This is a genomic window from Fodinicola feengrottensis (assembly GCF_010993775.1).
GTDB lineage: Bacteria > Actinomycetota > Actinomycetes > Mycobacteriales > HKI-0501 > Fodinicola > Fodinicola feengrottensis.
Map to the genome: position 1 here is coordinate 54,810 of NZ_WOTO01000038.1, position 20,772 is coordinate 75,581.

The 20,772-nt window shown below is 67.1% G+C and carries 23 protein-coding genes and 3 pseudogenes; 14 read left to right on the forward strand and 12 right to left on the reverse strand.

The annotated features are described in order from the left end of the window. Positions 1–202: 202 nt before the first annotated feature. The 9 genes and pseudogenes from GNX96_RS30615 to GNX96_RS30645 all read right to left on the reverse strand — a co-directional run bounded on the left by GNX96_RS30615 (position 203) and on the right by GNX96_RS30645 (position 7,178). On the reverse strand, positions 203–889 hold the full coding sequence (locus GNX96_RS30615; protein WP_279581931.1) for a phosphate signaling complex PhoU family protein: 687 nt from the start codon (positions 887–889) through the stop codon (positions 203–205). Between the two features lie 9 nt (positions 890–898). Continuing rightward, positions 899–1,675, reverse strand: coding sequence for a phosphate ABC transporter ATP-binding protein PstB (gene pstB, locus GNX96_RS30620; RefSeq protein WP_163571470.1), 777 nt, complete (start codon positions 1,673–1,675; stop codon positions 899–901). 153 nt (positions 1,676–1,828) lie between these two features. Then, positions 1,829–2,356: pseudogene (gene pstA, locus GNX96_RS56550) on the reverse strand (phosphate ABC transporter permease PstA); the annotation flags it as partial. 120 nt (positions 2,357–2,476) lie between these two features. Next, complete coding sequence (locus GNX96_RS56555; RefSeq protein ID WP_279581932.1) at positions 2,477–2,797, reverse strand: hypothetical protein; 321 nt, start codon at positions 2,795–2,797, stop codon at positions 2,477–2,479. Positions 2,798–2,801: 4 nt separating this feature from the next. Next, positions 2,802–3,799: pseudogene (gene pstC / locus GNX96_RS30630) on the reverse strand (phosphate ABC transporter permease subunit PstC). 101 nt (positions 3,800–3,900) lie between these two features. Next, entirely contained in the window at positions 3,901–4,443 is a 543-nt protein-coding gene (locus tag GNX96_RS56565) for a type 2 periplasmic-binding domain-containing protein (RefSeq protein ID WP_279581935.1), read from the reverse strand. Further along, positions 4,326–5,183, reverse strand: coding sequence for a phosphate ABC transporter substrate-binding protein PstS (locus GNX96_RS30635; RefSeq protein WP_279581936.1), 858 nt, complete (start codon positions 5,181–5,183; stop codon positions 4,326–4,328). Before GNX96_RS30635 ends, GNX96_RS56565 begins: the two co-directional genes overlap by 118 nt. 390 nt (positions 5,184–5,573) lie before the next feature. After that, a complete protein-coding gene (mshD, locus tag GNX96_RS30640; RefSeq protein WP_163571472.1) occupies positions 5,574–6,431 on the reverse strand; it encodes a mycothiol synthase in 858 nt (285 codons plus the stop codon). Next, a pseudogene (locus GNX96_RS30645) lies at positions 6,428–7,178 on the reverse strand (winged helix-turn-helix transcriptional regulator). Before GNX96_RS30645 ends, mshD begins: the two are co-directional and overlap by 4 nt. Before the next feature lie 271 nt (positions 7,179–7,449). On the opposite strand from GNX96_RS30645, the gene GNX96_RS30650 reads away from it, so the two are divergent. The 5 genes from GNX96_RS30650 (at position 7,450) to GNX96_RS30670 (ending at position 12,255) form a co-directional block, all read left to right on the forward strand. Next, positions 7,450–8,922 carry a hypothetical protein gene (locus GNX96_RS30650; RefSeq protein WP_163571474.1) on the forward strand — a complete coding sequence of 491 codons (1,473 nt, stop codon included), beginning with the start codon at positions 7,450–7,452 and terminating at the stop codon, positions 8,920–8,922. A gap of 73 nt (positions 8,923–8,995) precedes the next feature. Then, entirely contained in the window at positions 8,996–9,697 is a 702-nt protein-coding gene (locus GNX96_RS30655) for an LmeA family phospholipid-binding protein (protein ID WP_163571476.1), read from the forward strand. An 82-nt stretch (positions 9,698–9,779) separates the two neighbouring features. Further along, on the forward strand, positions 9,780–10,388 hold the full coding sequence (locus tag GNX96_RS30660) for a hypothetical protein (RefSeq protein WP_163571478.1): 609 nt from the start codon (positions 9,780–9,782) through the stop codon (positions 10,386–10,388). After that, on the forward strand, positions 10,385–11,278 hold the full coding sequence (locus GNX96_RS30665) for a hypothetical protein (protein ID WP_163571480.1): 894 nt from the start codon (positions 10,385–10,387) through the stop codon (positions 11,276–11,278). The genes GNX96_RS30660 and GNX96_RS30665 overlap by 4 nt, the downstream gene beginning before the upstream one ends. After that, on the forward strand, positions 11,185–12,255 hold the full coding sequence (locus GNX96_RS30670; RefSeq protein ID WP_163571482.1) for a hypothetical protein: 1,071 nt from the start codon (positions 11,185–11,187) through the stop codon (positions 12,253–12,255). The genes GNX96_RS30665 and GNX96_RS30670 overlap by 94 nt, the downstream gene beginning before the upstream one ends. On the opposite strand, the gene GNX96_RS56570 is transcribed toward GNX96_RS30670, so the two are convergent. Beyond that, entirely contained in the window at positions 12,242–12,568 is a 327-nt protein-coding gene (locus GNX96_RS56570) for a hypothetical protein (protein WP_279581937.1), read from the reverse strand. The genes GNX96_RS30670 and GNX96_RS56570 overlap by 14 nt on opposite strands. On the opposite strand from GNX96_RS56570, the gene GNX96_RS65225 reads away from it, so the two are divergent. The 4 genes from GNX96_RS65225 to GNX96_RS30690 all read left to right on the forward strand — a co-directional run bounded on the left by GNX96_RS65225 (position 12,489) and on the right by GNX96_RS30690 (position 14,704). Beyond that, positions 12,489–12,785 carry a thioredoxin family protein gene (locus GNX96_RS65225; protein WP_390624177.1) on the forward strand — a complete coding sequence of 99 codons (297 nt, stop codon included), beginning with the start codon at positions 12,489–12,491 and terminating at the stop codon, positions 12,783–12,785. The genes GNX96_RS56570 and GNX96_RS65225 overlap by 80 nt on opposite strands. Before the next feature lie 289 nt (positions 12,786–13,074). Further along, on the forward strand, positions 13,075–13,545 hold the full coding sequence (locus tag GNX96_RS30680) for a DUF4395 domain-containing protein (RefSeq protein WP_163571483.1): 471 nt from the start codon (positions 13,075–13,077) through the stop codon (positions 13,543–13,545). Continuing rightward, positions 13,542–14,387, forward strand: coding sequence for a sulfurtransferase (locus GNX96_RS30685; protein ID WP_163571484.1), 846 nt, complete (start codon positions 13,542–13,544; stop codon positions 14,385–14,387). The genes GNX96_RS30680 and GNX96_RS30685 overlap by 4 nt, the downstream gene beginning before the upstream one ends. Then, the gene (locus GNX96_RS30690; protein ID WP_163571485.1) at positions 14,384–14,704 is read left to right on the forward strand and encodes a DUF1416 domain-containing protein; all 321 of its coding nucleotides are present in this window, start codon (positions 14,384–14,386) and stop codon (positions 14,702–14,704) included. Before GNX96_RS30685 ends, GNX96_RS30690 begins: the two co-directional genes overlap by 4 nt. A gap of 101 nt (positions 14,705–14,805) precedes the next feature. Here GNX96_RS30690 and GNX96_RS30695 read toward each other — a convergent pair whose 3' ends face one another. Beyond that, positions 14,806–15,498 carry an SDR family NAD(P)-dependent oxidoreductase gene (locus tag GNX96_RS30695; RefSeq protein ID WP_163571486.1) on the reverse strand — a complete coding sequence of 231 codons (693 nt, stop codon included), beginning with the start codon at positions 15,496–15,498 and terminating at the stop codon, positions 14,806–14,808. 70 nt (positions 15,499–15,568) lie between these two features. Here GNX96_RS30695 and GNX96_RS67380 point away from each other — a divergent pair, with 70 nt between their 5' ends. From GNX96_RS67380 to GNX96_RS30710, 3 genes are all read left to right on the forward strand, one after another. Continuing rightward, positions 15,569–16,459, forward strand: coding sequence for a LysR family transcriptional regulator (locus tag GNX96_RS67380; protein WP_279581939.1), 891 nt, complete (start codon positions 15,569–15,571; stop codon positions 16,457–16,459). Between the two features lie 201 nt (positions 16,460–16,660). After that, the gene (locus GNX96_RS30705; protein WP_279581952.1) at positions 16,661–17,107 is read left to right on the forward strand and encodes an FABP family protein; all 447 of its coding nucleotides are present in this window, start codon (positions 16,661–16,663) and stop codon (positions 17,105–17,107) included. A gap of 63 nt (positions 17,108–17,170) precedes the next feature. After that, positions 17,171–17,857 carry an enoyl-CoA hydratase-related protein gene (locus GNX96_RS30710; protein ID WP_163571488.1) on the forward strand — a complete coding sequence of 229 codons (687 nt, stop codon included), beginning with the start codon at positions 17,171–17,173 and terminating at the stop codon, positions 17,855–17,857. A 159-nt stretch (positions 17,858–18,016) separates the two neighbouring features. On the opposite strand, the gene GNX96_RS67385 is transcribed toward GNX96_RS30710, so the two are convergent. Then, positions 18,017–19,048 (reverse strand): aminotransferase class IV, encoded by a 1,032-nt coding sequence (locus tag GNX96_RS67385; RefSeq protein ID WP_279581940.1) that lies wholly within the window; start codon positions 19,046–19,048, stop codon positions 18,017–18,019. A gap of 135 nt (positions 19,049–19,183) precedes the next feature. Here GNX96_RS67385 and GNX96_RS30725 point away from each other — a divergent pair, with 135 nt between their 5' ends. Next, positions 19,184–19,612, forward strand: coding sequence for a Fur family transcriptional regulator (locus tag GNX96_RS30725; RefSeq protein WP_163571492.1), 429 nt, complete (start codon positions 19,184–19,186; stop codon positions 19,610–19,612). 20 nt (positions 19,613–19,632) lie between these two features. Further along, on the forward strand, positions 19,633–20,706 hold the full coding sequence (gene ygfZ, locus GNX96_RS30730; RefSeq protein WP_279581941.1) for a CAF17-like 4Fe-4S cluster assembly/insertion protein YgfZ: 1,074 nt from the start codon (positions 19,633–19,635) through the stop codon (positions 20,704–20,706). Positions 20,707–20,772: the final 66 nt, after the last annotated feature.

The following is a 20,772-nucleotide window of genomic DNA, read 5'->3' on the forward strand; positions in this document are numbered from 1 at the left end:
CATCACTGCGTCACTCGCCGAGCGCCACCAATGTTGTGTCACTCGGCGAGCCGCCACCGCGGTTCGCAGGGGCCGCCCGCGCGGGGGACGGAGAAACCCGTCTCCCACCGCCAAAAGGTGGACAAGTCCTCGGCCGAGCACCCACCACCGAACATCCGACTTTGCCGGGGGCGCCTGAGCCAGCGTGTCGGGGCGCACGACACTAGCTGACGGTGTCGAACCACGGGTCGTCGCCGGAATCCAGCGGCGGGCGTTCGCCGCTGACCAGGTAGCGGACCTCCTCGCCGATGGAGGCGGCGTGGTCGGCGAAGCGTTCGTAATAGCGGCTGATCAGGGTCGTGTCGATGGCCGCCGCCACGCCATGGGACCAGTTGTTGAGCAGTATCAGGAAAAGTTTGCGGTGCAACGCGTCCATCGCGTCGTCGTCCGCGACGAGTTCGGCGGCCAGGGTGGCGTCCAGTCGGGCGACCACCGAGCCGGCCTTGAGGATGAGCCGCTCGGCCACGTCGGCCATGTCGGTGATGACCGAGAGCAGTTCGGCCGGGACGGCCGGCGCCGGATATCGGCGCTCGGCAATGGTGGCGAGGTGCGACGACAGCACGCCCATCCGATGCAGATTCGCGGCCGACCGCAGAGCCGCCAGCACCGTACGCAAGTCGCTCGCGACCGGCTGCTGCATGGCCAACACGACATAAACGTCGTGCTCGACCGCGGCCGCGAGCGCGCTGATCTCCGTGCGGAGGTCGCGCACTCGCGGGACCGGGTCGATCGACACGGTCAGCAGCGCGGCACTGGCGTCCGAGATCGCGTCCCGGGTCAGTCCCGTCATGCGTACGAGAGTGGACCGGACGTCCGCGATCTGAACCAGAAACTCACTGCGCTGGACCACCTGCGCACTTTATCCGAAGCGCCCGGTGATGTAGTCCTCAGTGCCTTTTTGGGAAGGGTTGGTGAAGATCTTCTGGGTGTCGGCCATCTCGATCAGCTTGCCGGGCTTGCCGACCGCGGCGAGGTTGAAAAACGCCGTACGATCGCTGACCCGCGCCGCCTGCTGCATGTTGTGTGTGACGATGACGATCGTGTAGCGCTCTTTCAGCTCGCTGATCAGGTCCTCGATCGCGAGCGTGGAGATCGGGTCCAGCGCCGAGCACGGCTCGTCCATCAGCAGCACCTGCGGCTCGACCGCGATCGCGCGGGCGATGCACAGCCGCTGTTGCTGGCCGCCGGACAGGCCAGCGCCGGGCTTGCTCAGCCGGTCCGAGACCTCGTTCCAGAGGTTGGCACCCTTGAGCGCTTTCTCCACGATCTCGTCGAGCTTCTTTTTTGGTTGCCGGCCCTGAAGTTTCAACCCCGCGACCACGTTGTCATAGATCGACATGGTGGGGAAAGGGTTGGGACGCTGGAAAACCATCCCGATTGTCCGGCGTACGTTCACCGGGTCGACCGAGCTGTGATAGATGTCCTCGCCGTCCAGCAGCACCTTGCCCTCGACCCTGGCACCCGGAATCACCTCGTGCATCCGGTTCAGCGTCCGCAGGAAAGTCGACTTCCCGCAGCCGGACGGGCCGATGAACGCGGTCACGCTCCGCGGTTCCACGGTCATCGAAACGCCTTCAACGGCAAGGAACTTGCCGTAGTAGACGTTCAGATCGGATACGTCGATGCTTTTTGCCATCGCGATTCTTGTCCTTCTGGTAGCTAGCCGCGGGCCTTGGTGAACCGGGCGGCGAACCGCGCCAGCGCGTTCAACAACATGATGATGATGATCAGTCAGTACGAGAGCCGCCGCCCACGCCCGGTAGAACGCCGGCGCGGTGGTGCTGCCGGCCGCCGTGGTCAGCTGCTCGAAAATGTACGTCGGCAACGTCGTCATCGGGTTCGGGTTCGGGTCGGTCAGCGAAAGACTGAACGGATCGAAGTTGATCTTCGGGTTTGTCCCGACCAGCAACAGCAGCGGGGCGGTTTCGCCCATCGCGCGGGCGATGCCCAGCACAATGCCGGTGACGATGCCGGAGAAGGCGGTCGGCAGCACCACCTTGGTAATAGTCCGCCATTTCGGTACGCCGAGCGCGTACGAGGCCTCGCGCAGCTCGGACGGGACCAGCTTCAGCATTTCCTCGCTGTTGCGTACGACCACCGGCAACATCAGGATTACCAGCGCCAGCGCGCCGGCGAAACCGGAGAACTGGAATCCCAGTGCCAGCAACCAGAAAGCGTAGATGAACAGACCGGCCACAATGGACGGTACGCCCATCATCAGGTCGACGAAGAAGCTGATCGCCCGGGCCAGCCGTTTGCCCTGCCCGTATTCGACCAAATAGACCGCGGTCAGAATGCCAATGGGCACCGCGATCACCGCGGTGATCAGGTGATCAGGCTGATCAGCAGCGTCCCGATGATCGCGTGGTAAATGCCGCCGCCGTCTTTGGCCGGGTCGATGAGAAACATCGAGTGGGTCAGGAAGGTCGGCGTCAACTCACGGTATCCGCGTAGGACGGTGAAAACCGCGATCGACAGCAGCGGCGCGACGGGCCAACACGAAAGCGGTGTAGACGGCGGTCGTACAAAGCCGGTCCCGAGCCTGCCGGGAGCCTTCCACCGCGAAGCTCGCGACGGTCAGCGCGAGCGCGAAGATCACGCCGGCCAGTACGCTGAAACCGAGTGCGCTGCGGTTGCCGGTGAGGGCGAACAGGATCGCCACCAACACGATCGCGCCGCCGGCGATCGCCCACGGCGACCAGCGTGGCAATTTGTTGCCACGCAATGAATCCCGGAGCTCAGAGGGAACAGTGGTCACGGGTTCAGCCCTTCTGCTGCCGGCGCAGGATCAGCTGCGACACCGAGTTGACCAGCAGGGTGATCACGAACAGGCAGAGGCCGGACGCGATCAACGCACCGGTGCCCACGTCGCCGGCTTCGTTGTATTTCAAGGCGATGTTCGACGCGAACGTGATGCCGCCGTCCTCCAGGATGTGGATGTTCAGGGTTGTACGCGGCGGAAAGGATCGTCGCGACCGCGAGCGTCTCGCCGAGCGCACGGCCCAGACCCAGCATCGCGGCCGAAACCAGGCCGGCGCGGCCGAAGGGCAGCACCGAGAGCCGGATCATTTCCCAGCGGGTGGCGCCCAGCGCCAGCGCGCCCTCGATGTGCGTGGTGGGCACTTGGCGGAAAATCTCCCGGGCGATGGCTGAGACGATCGGCAGGATCATGATCGCCAGCACCAGTCCGGCGGTGAAGTCCGACCGGTTCGCCGGAATGCTGTCCTGGCGATAGTTGAAAATCACCGTCCAGCCGAGCCAGTGGGACAGGAACTGGTTGACCTCGACCAGGTTCGGTGCCAGGAAGAACAGGCCCCACAGGCCAAAGACGACCGACGGTACGGCGGCCAGCAGGTCGACCAGGTAGCCCAGCGCCGAGGCGATCCGGCGGGGTGCGTAGAAGGTGATGAAAAGCGCGATACCGATCGCGATCGGCACGGCCCACCACCATCGCGATGATCGACGTGAGAACCGTGTGGAAAGTCAGCGCGGCGATGCCGAAGGCCGGCTTTGAGGTCGGGCCGTTCGCGTCTGGGAACCAGTCGGTCGAGGTGAAGAAGTTGGCGGTGTCCTTGCCCAGCGCTGGGATCGCCTTGTAGACCAGGAAAGCCGCGATCGCGGCCATGATGATCAGGATCAGCGTGCCGGCACCGGTGGAAACGCCGCGGAAGACCGAGTCGCCGAGCTTGGTCGACCTGGCGTCCGAAAGCCTGGTGCGTACGGGCTCATCGGCGACTTTGACGGCGGAGGCCGGCGCCAGCTCGGCGGGCGTCGGGGCGGGCGCGTGCTCGGTCACCGGCAGGACGCCGCTCTCGCCGGCGATGTCGCGGGCCACCTCTCGGCGTTCGGCCGCCGACTCGGTCACCTCGACCCGTACCGTACCGACAGCGGCGCGCGCCCGGGTTGCTGACTGTCATCCGGCATTGCCGTACCTGCCTTGGCTCCGGGGGCTCCATGACTGGAGCTCGTACGACCGAGTGGCCGCCGCGTCAGCGACGACCACTCGGTGCTGTTTGTCGGATTTGTGACCACTAGCTGATCGTCGCCACCGCGGCCTGGACCTTGGTCTGCAGATCCTTGGGGAGCTTGGCGTGACCGGCCCGCGGCCGCCGCGTCCTGGCCCTCGTCGCTGGAGGTGTAGGTCAGGAACGACTTGACCAGCTTCGACTGCGCCGCCGGCAGACCCTTCTGGCAGGTGATCTCGTACGTCACGAGGCCCAGCGGGTACGCGCCGGCCTGCTTCAGGCCGTAGTTCAGGGTGAGTTTGATGTCGCTGCCGGTCTGCGTCACCTTGGCGGCCGCGACCGCGGTGCCGATGGTGTCGGTGGACAGCTCCACCGCGCCCTGGCCGAAGTCCAGCGCGGCGATGACGAGGCTGTTCTTCTTGGCGTCGGCGCCATCCACGTACGCGATGGAAGCGTCAGTGGACTTGATCGCGGAGACCACACGTCGGCCGAGCCGGGTACGCCCTTGCCGCCCGGGGCCTTCCAGGCCTGGCCGGTGCCGAACGTCCAGATGCTCTTGGACTGCGCGTCCAGGAACTTGGCGAAGTTGTCGGTGGTGCCGGAGTCCTTCGACCGGTGCACCGTGGTGATGGTGGTCGCCGGCAGCGTCACGCCCGGGTTCGACTTGGCGATGGCCGGGTCGTTCCACTTGGTGATCTTGCCGGCGAAGATGCTGGCGACCGCATCCGGCGTCAGCGTCAGCTTGCTGACGTTCTTCAGGTTGAAGGCCACCGCGATCGGGCTGACGACCATCGGCAGGTCGACCGCCTTGTTGCCGGCCCCGCAGCGCTTGTCGGCGGCCGGCTGGTTGGTGTCCTTCAGGGACGAGTCGGAGCCGGCGAAGGCGACCTTCCCGGCGGTGAACGAGGTGACGCCGGCGCCCGAGCCGGTCTTGTTGTAGGTGACGCTCGCGCCGCACTTCTTGCCGTACCCCTGCGTCCAGGCGTCCATCGCGTTGCCCTGGGCCGTCGAGCCCTCCGCGCTGATCTGGCCGGTGGCGCAGTCGGAGCTGCCGGCGCTGGCGCTGCCGGACGCGTTGGCGGTGGGGGTGTTGTCCGATCCACAACCGGCGAGCGCAACGGCGCTCGCTGCGGTCACTGCCAGAAGGCAGGCTGAGACGCCGTGCCGCTGCAACTTCACGTTCTTGTCCTCCGAGAGCAGCTGTTCCCGGCAGCGTTGCCGGGAACCGGCGGAATCCGCCGGTCGTCGCAAAGTTAGGGAGGCCAGGTTGCGCGAGGTGCGGCTGAGGGTAAACGGAGAGTGAACTTCACCCGATGTGTTGAAGGTCATCACGGAAAACGGGACATTGCGCCTGGGTGAACCGGCCCCACCGAAAAATGCCCCTGTGGATAACCGGCCTTTCGACGGAATTAGCCCGTCCGATCGGGTAATAATGGGCCCCCACCCTTTGCTCGGGTGGGGGGGGGGGTTTGAGAAAAAAAAAATACGCTCGAAAACGATCTTGGGCCGGAATTCACGAATCAGTGGACAGCAGTTCTCCTGCTTTTACAACGATGTTCATCCAGTCGCTCAGCGGACCTGGAACATCACGTCGCTGGTGGCGTTTTCGAAGCCCAGCCGACGATAAAGACCAACGGCCGGTTCGTTGTCCTCTTCGACGTAAAGCATCGCGTCGGTGTGACCGGTGTCCCGCAGATAGGCCAGCCCGATGATCGACAACGCCTTCGCGAGCCCGATGCCCTGCGCCTGCGGGCTGACGCCGAGGACATAGATCTCGCCCAGCGTACGCGAATGTGCCTTCGTCCAATGGAAACCCAGGAGTCCGGCGGCTGACTCGGCCAGAAAGAAACCGGCCGGGTCGAACCACGGCTCGGCGAACCTGGCGGTCAGATCCTGCTCAGTCCAGCCGCCCTGCTCGGGGTGATGGGAGAAAGCGGCCGCGTTGAGTTTCAGCCAGGCACTGTCGTCGTCGCCGACGGCGAAGGTGCGTACGCGTACGTCCGCCGGCAGTTTTGGCTCCGGCAATGGCAAAGACAACGGCCGGCGCAGTTGCCACAGCACCCGCGCGCGCTCCATCCCGAGCGAAGCCGCCAACGCGAGCGCACCGGGATGCTCGTTGTGCGCCCATACCCGCCGCGCTCCGGCTTGGATCGCCGCGACCAGCAGCCGCCGCCCGATGCCCGCACGTCGTACGGACGGATGCACGACCAGCTCAGCCGACTCGTCCGCGTCGACCTGCGCATAGCCGACGATGCCGCCGGGCTCGCCGCGTACCACCAAATGCACCACGTCGACACTGGTCAACCGCAGTCGACCGGCCTCGGACAGCGGACCGGACCGGTCCGTCTCGGTGGCCGCCGCGATCAGGTTCAGTACGGCCGACGCATCGCTTTCGGTCAGCGCTGGCGGGCGTTCGACGGTTGTCATATCCGTTGCAATGATCGCGGGCGGGTCTGCATTCCTAGAGACGACGAACGACCGGTGCGGGTGCTTCTTCGGGGGAGCGCGCGTGCGGACGGGCCGACGAACTTGTAGCCGACCTGGCGGACCGTGCCGATCATCGTCTCGAACTCCAGGCCGAGCTTGGCCCGCAGCCGCCGGACGTGCACGTCGACCGTACGGGTGCCGCCGAAGTAGTCGTAACCCCAGACCTCGCGCAACAGCTGGTCCCGGGTGAAGACCCGGCCGGGGTGCTGGGCCAGGAAGCGGAGCAGCTCGAACTCCTTGTAAGTGAGGTCGAGCGGTCGGCCCTTGATCTTGGCGGCGTAGGTGGCGGTGTCGATCACCAGGTCACCGGCTCGGATGACGCCCACCTTGTCGCCGGTGGTGTCCTCGGCCTGTCGGCCGGTCACCATCCGTAGCCGCGCCTCGACCTCGGCTGGGCCGGTGGTGGCCAGGATCAGGTCGTCGATGCCCCATTCCGCGGTGAGCGCGACCAGGCCGCCTTCGGTGAGCACGGCGAGCAGGCACGTTGAGACCGGTGGCCCGGAGCACCCGACAGGTGGCGCGGGCGCCGGCAATGTCCGTACGGGCGTCCACCATGACCACGTCCGGACTGGTGGTGTGGAGGAGTGACCGAACGTCACGCGGAGCCGATCGAGTGGTGTGTCCAAGCAGGTCCAGTGCCGGCAGTACGGCAGCGGGTGCGTCGTCGGACATGACGAGAATGTCCATTTTTCGCCCCTCCCTACATTCTCCTGTAGCGATGCAGAATATCGGAGATCTGGCCGAATGGGGCCGTGCGAGTGGTCGAGAGGTTGATCACGGAGGGTTTTCTCCGCTGGTAGCCGGGTACCTGTGCTGCCGTCAGCTCTGGCACCGATGGTCCGTTAAGGCATCCAATGTCCTTAATGAGACATCCAGGCCACCGGGTTTGCCCGTGATGGGCCATCAAGGGCAAGTCTCGGGGGCGGAGAGGGGCCGTTGGCATGGCACGATCGTGGGGATGAGTACGGACCCGGGGACCTACCCACCGGCCGGCCAGGCAGTGTCTGCTGGCGGGCCCGCTGGTGGTGCCAGTGCCGACGGCGTCGGTGCCGGGATGGACGGCGGGATCGAGACGGCCAGCGTGTCGGCGGCTCCAGCGGTCTCCGCCGCCGCGGCGGCCGGCGCTCCCGGCTGGGGCCCGCCGGCAGACAGCGGATACGACGCTGCCTCCGCCGGTCCGTACGACACGCCTGCTGGTTCGTACGACGTTGCCGAGTACGACGTTGCCGAGTACGCGCCCGCCGACGAAGGCGCGGCCGCGTACGACCCGAACGCGTACGGCTACGGATCGCCCGGCGACACTGCCTACCCACCGCAGCCGTACCCACCGCAGCCGTACGAACAACAGCCGAACGATCAGGACCACCCCCAGGGCGAGACCCCGGGTGGGTATGGCCAGCCCGCCTACGGGGCCACTCAGCCGCCATCCGAGCCGGCTCAGCCGGCCGCTGCCCAGAGCCCGTACGAATATCCGGCCTACCACTCGACCACCCCGCCGGCCTCGTTGCTGGACGACGACGACCACCAGGTGGAGCCGTTAGACGTCACCCCCCGCCGCCGCGTGAGCAGCCGTCCGGCCTGCCGCCGCGGGCGGTTTCGGCCGTCCTTGGCGTGGTGGCCGCGTTGCTGGCCGGGGCGTTGGGAGCCGGTGGCGGCCTGCTCAGCCCGACGGCGTACACGGGAGTCGTGGTGCTCGCGCAGCTGCTGGTGGCGGCCGTGTGTGGGTGTTTGGCGGGCACTCGGCGAACCGGTGGGGAGTGGCCGGGGTGTCGCTGACCGCGGCCCTGGTCGCGGACGGTTTCATGCTGATTCAGGGCGGTCCGTTGGGCGCCCTCGGCTACCACGTGATGCCCGGCACCGGCACTGGGCCGGACCTGTCGGCGGTGGTCGGCGTGGTCGCGATCGCCTGGATCGCGATGATCCTGGTGCAGCTCGGCCGCGGCCGAAAGCGCGCGCAGGTGACCGGGGCTTTCGGCCCGCGATGGTGCTGACGGTGACGATGGTCGGCTATGGCGCGTCGATCGCGCTCGTCCGCAACCAGGGCGCCGGCGTGCTGGCCGGCTTCCTCGCGATGGCCGGGGCGGCGGCGCTGCTCAGCCACGCCACCGACGCGGCGCTGCCGCGGCCGGCGATCGCCCCGGGCGTGCCGCGCGGCCTGGTCGGGCTGGCGATCGGCGCGGTCGGCGCCGCTGGCGCGGGTGTGCTGGTGGCGAAGCTGGTCGCCATCGGCCCGTTGTACGCCGGGCTGCTCGGGCTTGGCGTCGGACTGGTCACCATGTTGCTGGACCTCGGCCAGGCGTACGCGGTGGCCGGCCGGTTGGCCGCCGGTGAACAGCTCGCCGGCTCGACCATCCGGCCGTTGCTCGGGCCGTGCCTGGCGCTGGCGATGACCATCCTGGGCGCGTGGACTTATGGAGCGGTGGTTCTTTGAGCGAGGGTGCTTTGAGTGAACTGTTCGACGTCGATGTCGTACGCCACGCAAGCGTCGCCGCGGGCGGCGGTGGGTGATCGCGCTGCTGGTGATCCTGCTGATACTGGTGGTCCTGTTGGTGGTGGCTGATCGGGCTTCCGCCTCGTACGCACAGGACCGGCTGAAGACCCAGTTGGCGAGCACGCTGGCCAAAGATGGCGGGACCGTCCAGTCCGTGCAGTTGGAGGGCTTCCCGTTTCTCAACCAGGTCATCGGCGGGCACTACACCGGCCTGGACGCGCACATCGTGGATGTGCCGCTGTCCGGGCTGCAGCTGAGTTCGCTGACGGTGACCGCGACGGACATCACCTGGCCGCTCAACGACGTGGTCAACCAGCGGCTCTCGGCCGCCATCGCGGACCGGGTGGATGCCACCGCGGTGCTGCCGCTGTCCCGGATCGCCGCGCCGCTGGCCCCGCGCGGGGTCAAGCTGAGCGCCGAGGGCGCCAACATCCGGATCAGCGCGCCGGCCGAGATCGCGGGCCTGGGCGGAGTGGTCAGTGGCCTCGCCACCGTCGGGGTGACCAACGGCCAGCTGACCATCAGCCTGTCCAAACTGACCATCGGCGGCGTGCCGTTGCCCGCCGCGGCGGGCAACGCGCTGACCGGCCAGCTGGCCCGTTTCGTGAAGTCTCCGCAGCTGCCGTACGGTCTGCGCCTGAGTTCGGTCAAGCTGGTCGGGCAGAATCTGGTCATTGATGCCGGCGCTCGCCAGGTGCACCTTACGGCTGGCTAACGTCAGGACATCTCCCGATTCGGCACCGCCACTGTTACCGTGACCCATTGCAGCGCGGAGTTCAGCTTGGAGAGTGCAGCTGGTGGCGACGATCATCGTGCCGGTCGGGTTCGACAACGGCCCCCGGTTCGGACCGGACGGCGGTACGGAGCCCCACTACTACGAAGTCACTGTCGGTAGTCAGTCGGCGGGACTTCCGCGAGATGCCTACCAGGTGTGGTCGACCGCGCACGTCGACGTGCAGGCGCACGCCCGGCTGCAGTTCACCCGCCGCCGCCGGCTGATCGAGCTCTGCGAGGCGTTGGTCGGGCCGGCCGCTGGAACCGTGGTGGAAAGAATGCTCGCGGACGGGTTGCTGGCCGAATTCGAGCCCGGCAGCCGGACCGCACTTGAGTTACTGCGCAACTACAATCTGCATCCCAGCGCCCAGGGGATGGGAAATTCGGCCGAGCGCCCGGAGGTCTTCCGGATCGGCCGAGACGGCAACGTGTTGCTCGAAGTCGTGCCGGACGTCTATTCGTTCTGGTGCGGTGCGTTCACCGGATCCTCGTTGTGGGAGGAAGTCCTGCGGTACGAGAAGGAGCTGCCGCCGGACGCGCCGCTCAACGCCGAGGAACTCGGGCACGTGCTGTCCGCCGCCGTGCCGATGATTGTCTCGTCCCGCTGCGGGTTTCTGGAGCCGGCCGGATGACCGTCCCCACCCGGCATGTCAATCAGGACACCCAGAACGTGCTCCGACAGACCTATCTGATCGGTCCGCGGCGGGCCCTGCACGCCGCCCGCCCCGGCCCGGCCATGTGGCGCAGGGTCGCCGGCCGGCTGGGTGCCTCCAGCGCGGATTTGAAAGCGATCGCTCGTACGTTGCCAGCGACGCTGACTTTCGACGGAATGTCACAGTTCTTCACCGAAATGGTCGGCGGCCGGGTCGGCCACGCGGACTATTTTGGCTTGGTCTCAGCGATGAGCAACCCGGTTCAGGGGTGGCGGAAAATCGCCGACCATCCCGATTCCGACCTTTATCGGCTGGCGTGCTCGTTGGTGTCGGCCGAAGGCGTCACCGAGTTCGCCCGCCCACAGCGGCCGGTGGACGCGCCTGCAGTGCCGGACCGTCTCGCCGAGTCCGATGTGGACTTGCCGACTTTCGGCGCCATGTCTGCCGAACCGCGGCTGACGGACGTTGGCTCCGTCGACCCTGAGACGGCGGACGTACGTCCTGCCGAAGCTGATTTCGTACGTCCCGCCGAAAGCGATTTCGCGGACGTGCGGCCGGCGGCAGCAGCCGAAGTCGCGGACGTGCGGCCGGCGGCCCCCGAGCCGGAGGTCGTGGACGTACGAGTCGAGGCTGAGCCGGTGGTGGCCCCGCCGCGCCGGCGCGGGCGGCATTCGGCCCCAGACGCCGACGAAATCCCGAAAAAAACCCGGTTCCCAGTGTTCCCGAAAACAGTGTTCCCGAAAACAGTGTTCCCGAGAATATTGTTCCTGCCGAAGTGGTCGCCCAAAGCCAGCCTCCGGTCGAAACTGTCGAGGCACTGGAGCCCACCGCCGGGCCGGCGGAGCCGGTCGTCGCCGTCGATCTCGTAAAAGCGGCCAAGCCGGCGGAAAAAGCCGAGTCCGTTGAAATGGTCGAGCCGGCCGAAGCCGAGCCAGTCGAAACGACAGAGCCAGCCGAAGCCGAGCCGGCGACCGTGGAATCGGAACCGCGGCTGGAAAAAAAAACAGCCGATGCCGCGCGAACCCAGGTGACGGTGGAAAATCCCGAGCACGACACCGTGATAGATGTCGATTTCGCGGACGGCGAGTTGGACCTGCGCGACTACGACCAAGGCCAGGAAGAGGTCACCGGCGCGCACCTGATCGCCAGTTTCGCCCAGCGGGATCGGTTGGTGGACCGACTGGGCGAGCGGGACACCGTCATCAACAAGCTGGTCGACGCGATTGGCAACCGCGATGAGGCGATTGAGCACCGTGACCAGATGATCGGCATGCTGGTCGAGCGGGATCGGCTGATCGAGCGGCTGTTCGCTCGGCTGGACGAGCGGGACGCGGTGATCAACCGGCTGGCCGAGGCGATTGGCAAGCGGGACAAGGCGATCGAACAGCGCGACCAGATGATCACCGTGCTGATCGAGAAGGTCGAGCGGTACGCCCAACCGGAGCCGGCGGTTCGGCCGGGGACACCCGAGCCGGCGCGTACGGACCGCCCGCTTGCCCACCACGGCGGCCAGCACACGGTGTCGCACCCGATGTCGTCCCAACCAGTGGACACCGTCGAGGTGCCGCGCCGCGGACCACCGCCGAGCCCTTCCCGAGCCGGACCGTGCGCGGTGGGCTGCCCGGGATCGGGGCCCGTCCAGCGGCCGCGCTCAGTCACCGTTCGCGCTTGCAGGGCGCCGCCGAAAACGGCTTTGACCAGCGCGTACTCTCCGCCGCCGAGCTGGCCCAGGTGCCGCTGGGAGTGGTCCGCCGACCGGCCCCTGGTGAGCCGGGGGCTCCCGCCGTGGTGCCCGCGCGGGTATCGTCGCAGCGGCCGCCGGACGCGAGACCTTAGTCACAGCTGAGGACTCCGGGCCGGAGGTGGCGGGAAGGATCGGCGCCAACCGCGTGTTGGAGAGTGCTATGAGCCTGGCTGGAGCGATCACCCTCGGCGTCGTCCTCGTCGTCGGGGTCATTGGCGGTGCGCTCTGGCGGCGGCGGCGGCAGGGGCAGGTGCGCGTACGAACGCAGGCACCGGTGCCGGAGCCGGCGATCGCTCGCGACTTGTTGGCCCGGGCTGGCGCCGAGCCCGTCGCCGATGTCGATCTCACTCTTTTGCAGGTGTCGTCCACTTTTTTGCGCGCCGTGTCGCAGCACTCGTACGCTGCTCGCCCACATTTCCGCGGACGAGCCGCGGGTCCGGCACGTGGATGTCGACGTGGCCGACCACCTGGAGTTGGTGCGGGCCTTCAACGTGCTCAGCACGCCCACCACGGTGTTGCTCGGACCGGCCGGCCAGGAGCTTGGCCGGGCCGTCGGGGTGCCGCGGAAAGACCAGGTCATGGCTGCGATCAGTGCCGCCACCGGCGGGTCGCCAGCCGCTGCGCAGCGGTGATTACGCTGCGTTCGGACAGGTCCACATCACCCGGGTTTGCTGGTACGCTCGGCAGCACTATGGACGCGGCGGTCAATCCCAACCTGACGTGCTCAGCACTTTTCCCGGTGCTGACGCGGCGGCGTGCGGTCGACAACTGCCGCGTGTCCACCTGCCTGTGTCCGGGCTGCTGACGGCGCTGCGCCCGAAGTAAGCCCGCGCGTCCCGTTATCGCGGCCTGCCTTCAGTTTTTTGCGTCTCGTAGCGCCTTTCACGCACCTCATCCCTTTGTTTGTCAGGAGCGTCAGGCATGTCCGAACCCGTTCAGTCCCCAGGAATTGACCCACGTGGTCCACGGTTCGCCGCCTGGATCACCACGGTCGTGCTGGCCGTCGTGCTGCTGACCAGCAGCGGCTGGCTGTTGGCCGTACAAGCGGTAATTTTCGCGGTCGGGGCCTTTGTTGGCCTCAAATACGCGCCTTACGGCTTCCTTTATCGCACCTTTTTGAGGGCTCCGGTCAACCGCAGGTGGGGTCCGCCGTCCGAGCTTGAAGCGGAGGCACCGCCGCGGTTCGCGCAGGGCGTCGGGTTTGCCTTCGCGGTCGTCGGGGCGGTCGGCTATCTGTCCGGCGGCTGGGTTGTCGGGCTGATCGCCACCGCTTTCGCTTTCATCGCGGCATTTCTCAACGCGGCCTTCGGCTACTGCCTCGGCTGCCAGGTTTACCTTCTCATCCAGCGTTTCGTGAAACGGTCCACATCTGACAAGGGAGTGACAGCATGAGTCGTGACGACGTACTCGTCTCCGCCGAATGGGTGGAGAAGAACGCCGACAGCGACGGAGTCGTGCTCGTCGAGGTTGACGAGGACACCACCGCGTTCGACGGCGGCCACATCGCCGGTGCGATCAAGCTGGACTGGAAGAAGGACCTGCAGGACCAGGTCCGCCGCGACTTCGTGAACAAGGAGCAGTTCGAGAAGCTCCTGTCCGAGCGCGGAGTGTCCAATGAGGACACCGTGATTTTGTACGGTGGCAACAACAACTGGTTCGCCGCGTACGCGTACTGGTATTTCAAGCTGTACGGGCACGACGCGGTGAAGCTGCTCGATGGCGGCCGCAAGAAGTGGGAGCTGGACGGCCGTCCGCTGTCCACCGACCCGGCTGACCGCAAGGCCACCACCTACTCGGCGAATGAGCCGAACACCGCGATTCGCGCCTTCCGCGACGAGGTGGTCGACGCGATCGGCACGAAGAACCTGGTCGACGTGCGGTCGCCCGACGAGTTCTCCGGCAAGCTGCTGGCGCCGGCGCACCTGCCGCAGGAAGTCGCTCAGCGCGGCGGCCACATTCCCGGTGCGATCAACGTTCCGTGGAGCAAGGCGGCCAACGAGGACGGCACCTTCCGCAAGGACACCGAGCTGGCCGAGCTTTACAAGGAAGCCGGTTTGGACGACAGCAAGGAAACCATCGCGTACTGCCGGATCGGTGAGCGCTCCAGCCACACCTGGTTCGTGCTGCACGAGCTGCTCGGCGACGAGTCGGTGAAGAACTACGACGGTTCCTGGACCGAATACGGTTCGCTGGTCGGCGTGCCGATCGAGCTCGGCGACGGGTCGAAGGCATGAGCGCCCCGTTGACCGGCGACGGCTGCGGCGCTCCCGTCCAGGGACAGTCGCTGGCCGGCATCGACGTGGACAAGGAAACCGTCATCCAGGGCGTCGTGACCGCCGGCGGCACTCCAGTGCCGCAGGCGTACGTACGGCTGCTGGACGCCAGTGGTGAGTTCACCGCTGAGGTCCAGGCATCGCCGGCCGGCGAGTTCCGGTTCTTTGCCCGGCCGGGCCAGTGGGTCGTGCGGGCGCTGTCCCGCAGTGGCAACGGCGAGGCCACCGTCACCGCCGCCATCGGCGTGAATGAGACGCCGCTGGCGGTCGCCAGCTAGTTTTCCCTGAAAAAGGCCCTCTTGCCCGCACAGCTGCGGGTAGGAGGGCCTTTTCGTTATCTACCAAGTGTTACCAGGGCAGTGTTTCCCAAGGGCAGTGTCTACCAAGGGACGGGGCCGTTGTCGTCGAAGAAGCCACCGGTCGGACCGTCATCATCCAAAGTGGACAGTTTGACGATGACGGCCGCGCCGTCGGCCGCGGTACGGGCGATGACCCGACCCATTTCCTTGAAGGGCTTGGCGAAATCGGTGTCACAGGCGCCCGGTGCGGCCGCGTTGACCAGAATTCCATCGACCCGCAGATCTTTCGCGTATTGCACAGTGAGTGCGTTCAATGCCGTTTTTGAGACTGGGTAAGCGGATCCGGCCTGCATTTTCGCGAAGTAATGGTCGGGGTCGGTCATCCAACCGAGCGAACCGGTGCCGCTGGAAACGTTGACGATCCGGCCATGCGCGGATTTGCGGAGCAGGGGGAGCATCGCGTTGGTGACTGCGATGACGCCGAAAAGGTTGGTCTCGAAGATCTCCCGTACGGATTTCAGGTCGGCGGTGTGCGGTGGATGGCCAGGGCCGTCGGAAATGCCGGCATTGTTGACGAGCACGTCCAGCTGGCCGTGGCGCTGCTCTACGGCCACCGCGGCAGCGTCGATGCTGGCCTGGTCAGTCACATCCAGCCGTACGCCAGCAGGCCCGCCGGCCCGGGTCGCCGCGATGACGGTGTGGCCGAGGGCGGTGAGCTGGGCGGCGACCTCGCGGCCAATGCCCCGGCTTGCTCCAGTGACGAGTGCGATCATGTGTCGAGCCTGCCGCTGCCGACCGGTCCGGCGCTAACACCGATCCGGTCATGAGCGATACCGTACGGGTATGGAGCGGTTGGAGACCCGGGAGCTGGGCTATTTCGTGGCCGTCGCGCAGGAGCTGCATTTCGGCCGGGCGGCCGGCCGGCTGGGCATCGCGCAGCCGCCGTTGTCCCGCGCGATCCAGCGGCTGGAACGAAAACTCGGCGTGCGGCTGTTCACTCGTACCAGCCAGCGGGTCGCGCTGACCGAAGCCGGTGAGGTATTGCTGCATGAGGCGCAGAGGGTGCTGGCAGCCGCCGACGCGGCCGCGAGTCGTACCCAACGGGCCGGGAAGCGCTCCGAGAATTTCGTGGTGGCCATGAAGCCGGGCATCGACCACGGTCTGTTGCCAGCGATCCTGTCCGCCTTCGCGGCGGATCCGGCCGGACTGCCCGTCGACATCGTGGTGGGTGGCGTGGGGGAGCAGACGCCCATGATTCGGCAGGGCCGCGCGGACGTTGCTTTTGTCCACGAGCACACCGATCTGGCCGGGCTGGACACCGTCGAATTCCTGGTCGAGAGCCAGGTTTTGCTGGTGCCGCAAGGGCATCGGCTGGCCAGGCGCGCGTCCGTACGCATGCGGGACGTGCGCGACGAGCCGCTGCCCTGTTGGCCGGCGGACCGGCCGAACATCCGCGATGTCGGGCAGTTGATGCAACTTGTGTGTGCTGGGATTGATTATCGCGGTGCTTCCCGAGACCGTACGCCGGCACCTGCGCGAGGAACTCGTGTGCGTCCCGGTCGAAGATGCCGAGCCGACCCGGGTGATGATCGGCTGGCCGGAGGGCAGTCACTCGCCGGCGGTGGCGGCTTTCGTCGGCCATGCGACCAAACATGCCACCAAACACGCCGACAACATGATCCCACTGATTTAAGGGGCGTGGACGTCCTGAGGGTCTGGTTGGCCGGCCGGTAGGGTTGGCGGCGTGTTGGAGACCATATTCGTGCTGCTGCTGGTCGCCGCGTGCCTCGCGGTCGGCTGGTTCGCGCTGTTCGTGGCGCAGAAGCTCTATCGGGGGGAACGCTGACCACCGCCGAGCCCAACCCGGGCTACCCGTACGAAGAGACCCACGACCTGCGCTCCGGCCCGGACCTGCATGGCGACCTGCTCGGGCTGCTGCCGCTGATCGGGCACTGGCGGGGCACCGGCAAGGGCGGCTACGCCGGCGTCGACGACTTCGACTTCGCGCAGGAGGTCCGGTTCAGTCACGACGGCCGGGCGGTGCTCGCGTACGAGTCGCGGACCTGGATCATCGACCCGGACGGCGTGCCCCTGCGCCCGTACAGCCGCGAGTCGGGCTGGTGGCGGCCGCTGGGCAAGGACGACTTCGAGGTCGTGCTCACTGACCAGGACGGCTTCAGCGAGCTGCTGGTCGGCACGGTCGAGGGCACTCGGTACGAGATGTCGTCCGACGCGGTCCTGCGCACTCCACCGCGCGGGATGTGGTCGGCGAACACCGCCTCTACGGCATCGTCGAGCGCGATCTCCTCTACGCCGTCGACCAGGCCGCCAGCGACCAGCCCCTTCGCCCCGTACATGTCCGGCCGCCTGGTCCGCCTCTAACTCCCGATGGGCCGATTACCGACTGGTAACATAGCCAGCCTCGACCGGTGAGAGGGAGTGGCCATGCCGCAGTTGGAGCGTGACGGGGACGTGTTCGTCCTCAACCTCGGGGACGGCGAGAACCGGTTCCACCCGGACTGGTTGGCGTCCGTCGAAGCGGCGCTGGACGAGGTCGAGAAGGGCGACGGGCCGCGAGCGCTGGTCACCGCGGCGACCGGGAAGTTCTACTCCAACGGCCTGGATCTGGAGTGGATCGCGGCGCATTTCGAAGAGATCGCGGACCATCTCGGCCGGGTGCACGGGCTTTTCGCGCGGATGCTGGCTTTCCCGGTGCCGACGGTGGCTGCTCTCCAGGGGCACACGTTCGCGGCCGGCGCGATGATCGCGCTGGCGCACGACTTCCGGGTGATGCGGGCCGACCGCGGCTTCTTCTGTCTGCCCGAGGTCGACATTCAGATCCCGTTCACGCCGGGGATGTCCGCGCTGATCCAGAGCCGGCTCACCAAGCAGGTCGCGCACACGGCGATGACCACCGCCCGGCGGTACGGCGGCACTGACGCGTTGTCCGCCGGCATCGTCGACCAGGTGGCCGACGAAGACAAGGTGGTGGAAGCTGCGCTGGAGCTGGCTCGGCCGCTGGCGGCCAAGGCCGGGGCGACGCTCGGGGCGATCAAATCGCAGATGTACGCGCAGACCTTGGCCGTGCTGCGGGAGAAGAACGTCGACTTCTCCGCGCTCGGCGGGTCGTAGACACCCAGCGATTTTCACGAAATCGACGGAAACTCTGAGAAAAGTAGAAACCCTCGGGCCGTTTCGCCGCGACGCGAAAACGTCAGCTGGCGAGCCAACCTGGACAACGGTTGGCAGCCCGAGGGTCCGGTGACTGTCCGATAGTGCCGGCCGCCATCATCAGCGGTCGGTCATCCGATCCTGCTTCGGACGGCGGCTAGCGGACAGCCACCTCACGAGTCCGATACTTATACAAGTTCCGACCACCTCCTTCCTTCGTGTACGGCAAACGCTACGTCGCCTCGGGCCGGCCGGCAAGGGAGTTTTTTTTCCACTCATGCGCGGAGCGCAAATCCGAGCGCGGTGCCGAGCCGTGCGGTGAGTGCCGGGTCGAAGGGCAGCGCGTTTCCGTCCAGGGTCCGAATACCCGCGACACCGCGTACGCTCGAACACAACCAGGCGCCCTCGGTGTCCAGCAGTTCTTTCGGCGTGATCAGCGCTCTCTTGGCCTGGAATCCGAAGTCTTCGGCGGCTGCCAGCAACTGCCCTGCGGAGGTGCCAGCGAGAATCCCAGTTTCGTTGGGAGTGCTGAAAAGTATGCCGCCGGCCAGCCACACCAGCGACGAGGTCGGCGCTTCCTTCCAGCGCATAACCGTCAGACGAGGTCCACAACACGTCGTCCGCGTCGTTGGCCTCCGCCCACCGCAGGGACGCCATGTTCACCGCGTACGACAGCGATTTCACGCCGCCGAGCAGCCACGGCGCGCCCGCTTTGGTGTCGGTCGCGAAGCCGGTGGTGGCGGTCAGTACGCGCACGCCTTCGCGCCGCAGTCGCAGCGACTTGGCCCCGATCGGGTCGACGGTCGCGAAAACCGTCAGCGGTCCGCCCGGCTCCACCCCGCGTGTCACCGATATCCGCAGCGCGCCTTCGCAACCCGCTGGCCACGCCTGATGGGACGCTTCGGCGGCCGCCGCCACCAGTCGCTCCAGCATGTCCCGGGCCGGTGGCGTCAGCTCCATCAGCGTCGCCGAGCGCGCCATCCGGTCCAGATGTGCCGCTATCCCAAACACGACGCCGTCGACCACGTGCATCGTCTCGAAGATCCCATCGCCGCGAAGGACGCCCAGGTCGTCGGCTCTCAGAAGCGGCGCGCTCCGGTCAGCGACTCGTACATGTCCGTCATCGACTGTCAGCAGCAAGGGATCCGGCATACAGCGAGCCTACTGAGCCGACTGTTATCAAGGAGACCAGGACTAGCTGTTTTTGCAGGTCTAAAGGCTGTATAAATCCAGCTACTCCTGGCCTCCTTGATAAACGCGTCCAGGATGGGTGCGTACGATGGAGTCATGGCCAAAGCGGACACCGCACTGGTAGGCGCCCTGCGCGAGCGTGGCCTCCGGATGACCGCCCAGCGCCAGCTGGTCCTGGACGCCGTCAGGGAGCTGGTCCACGCCACCCCCGAGCAGATCCACGCCGAGGTGGCGGGCAAAGCGGCGGGCGTCAACATCACCACGATCTACCGGACTCTGGAGCTGCTGTCCGAGCTCCGGCTGGTCACCCACACGCACCTGACGCATGGCGCGCCGACGTACCACGCGGCTGGTACGCATCAGCATCTGCACCTGGTCTGCCGGGACTGTGAGACGGTCACCGAGCTGCCGGCCAGCACCGTCGACGGGCTGGTCCGCAAGCTCCGCGAGGAGCGCGGTTTCGAGCTGGATGTGGAACATCTCGCTTTGTTCGGGCAGTGCGCGGACTGTGCCGGTCGGCCCTGATTCCGGAGTACGGTTGGACCGTGACTTCAGCCTTGCTGACCCTGCCCGGAGCCGTTGCCGCTGACGGCGTTGACGCTGGTGTGGCGGCCCATTACGGCGACCCGTACAAGGAGCAGCGCGCGCTCCTGGAGAAGGTCGGTGTGGTCGACCGCTCGCACCGGGGCGTCATCGCGGTGCCCGGTGTCGACCGGCTGACCTGGCTGCACAGCCTGACCAGCCAGCACCTGGAGCGGCTCGCGCCCTGGCAGGGCACCGAGGCGTTGGTGTTGTCGCCGCACGGGCACGTCGAGCACCACCTGGGCGTGCTGGACGACGGTGCGACGACCTGGCTGGACGTGGAGCCTGGTACGGCCGCCGCTCTGGTGTCCTATTTGGACTCGATGCGCTTCATGCTGCGGGTGGATCCCACCGATGTCACCGAAAACTGGGCGCTGCTGACGCTGGTCGGCCCGCAACTCGACACTGCTCTCGCGAATATCGGGGTGGTTCTTGAAGATCAGGCAGCCGCGCTGCCAGGCGGCGGCTGGGTTCGCCGCGTCGCCGGTCCTGGGCTGGCCGCGGACCTGCTCGTGCCGCATGCGGATTTGCTTCAAACAGTGCGAAGACTCGATGTCCCGCCGGCGGGCATCTGGGCGTACGAAGCCCTCCGGGTCGCGGATCGGCTGCCTCGGCTCGGCCGCGAAACCGACCACAAGACGATCGTCCAGGAGCCCGGCTGGGTGCCGTCCGCCGTGCACTTGGACAAGGGCTGTTACCGCGGCCAGGAAACGGTCGCGCGGGTGCACAACCTCGGCAAGCCGCCGCGCCGAATGGTGATGCTGCACCTGGACGGCATGGACGAGGACCTGCCGGTCACCGGCGATCCCGATCCGGTGACGCTCGGCGAGCGCCAGGTCGGCTTCGTCGGCACCGCCGTGCGGCACGTCGAGCTCGGCCAGATCGCGCTCGCGCTGGTACGGCGCAATGTCCCGGTCGACGCCCAGCTGACCATCGGCGACCGCGCGGCCGCCATCGACCCGGACAGCATCCCGGCCGAGAACCCCGCCGATGTCCGCGAGCGCCCACGCGTCACCCGCCTCCCCTCCCGCCCCTGACCCACCACGGAGGGTGAGCGTGGATCCGTACGGGAGGGGGCCCGAGAGCGGGAAGTAGGGTCCCAG

What these genes read in the sequence shown, in the direction of transcription:
- GNX96_RS30685 (WP_163571484.1), top strand. Translation starts at nt 13,542, where the DNA reads ATGAGTCGTGACGACGTACTCGTCTCCGCCGAATGGGTGGAGAAGAAC.
- GNX96_RS56570 (WP_279581937.1), bottom strand. Translation starts at nt 12,568, where the DNA reads ATGTGGGCGAGCAGCGTACGAGTGCTGCGACACGGCGCGCAAAAAAGT.
- GNX96_RS30725 (WP_163571492.1), top strand. Translation starts at nt 19,184, where the DNA reads ATGGCCAAAGCGGACACCGCACTGGTAGGCGCCCTGCGCGAGCGTGGC.
- GNX96_RS30665 (WP_163571480.1), top strand. Translation starts at nt 10,385, where the DNA reads ATGACCGTCCCCACCCGGCATGTCAATCAGGACACCCAGAACGTGCTC.
- GNX96_RS67385 (WP_279581940.1), bottom strand. Translation starts at nt 19,048, where the DNA reads ATGCCGGATCCCTTGCTGCTGACAGTCGATGACGGACATGTACGAGTC.
- GNX96_RS30690 (WP_163571485.1), top strand. Translation starts at nt 14,384, where the DNA reads ATGAGCGCCCCGTTGACCGGCGACGGCTGCGGCGCTCCCGTCCAGGGA.
- GNX96_RS30680 (WP_163571483.1), top strand. Translation starts at nt 13,075, where the DNA reads ATGTCCGAACCCGTTCAGTCCCCAGGAATTGACCCACGTGGTCCACGG.
- GNX96_RS67380 (WP_279581939.1), top strand. Translation starts at nt 15,569, where the DNA reads ATGGAGCGGTTGGAGACCCGGGAGCTGGGCTATTTCGTGGCCGTCGCG.
- GNX96_RS65225 (WP_390624177.1), top strand. Translation starts at nt 12,489, where the DNA reads ATGTCGATCTCACTCTTTTGCAGGTGTCGTCCACTTTTTTGCGCGCCG.
- GNX96_RS30650 (WP_163571474.1), top strand. Translation starts at nt 7,450, where the DNA reads ATGAGTACGGACCCGGGGACCTACCCACCGGCCGGCCAGGCAGTGTCT.
- GNX96_RS30695 (WP_163571486.1), bottom strand. Translation starts at nt 15,498, where the DNA reads ATGATCGCACTCGTCACTGGAGCAAGCCGGGGCATTGGCCGCGAGGTC.
- mshD (WP_163571472.1), bottom strand. Translation starts at nt 6,431, where the DNA reads ATGACAACCGTCGAACGCCCGCCAGCGCTGACCGAAAGCGATGCGTCG.
- GNX96_RS30710 (WP_163571488.1), top strand. Translation starts at nt 17,171, where the DNA reads ATGCCGCAGTTGGAGCGTGACGGGGACGTGTTCGTCCTCAACCTCGGG.
- pstB (WP_163571470.1), bottom strand. Translation starts at nt 1,675, where the DNA reads ATGGCAAAAAGCATCGACGTATCCGATCTGAACGTCTACTACGGCAAG.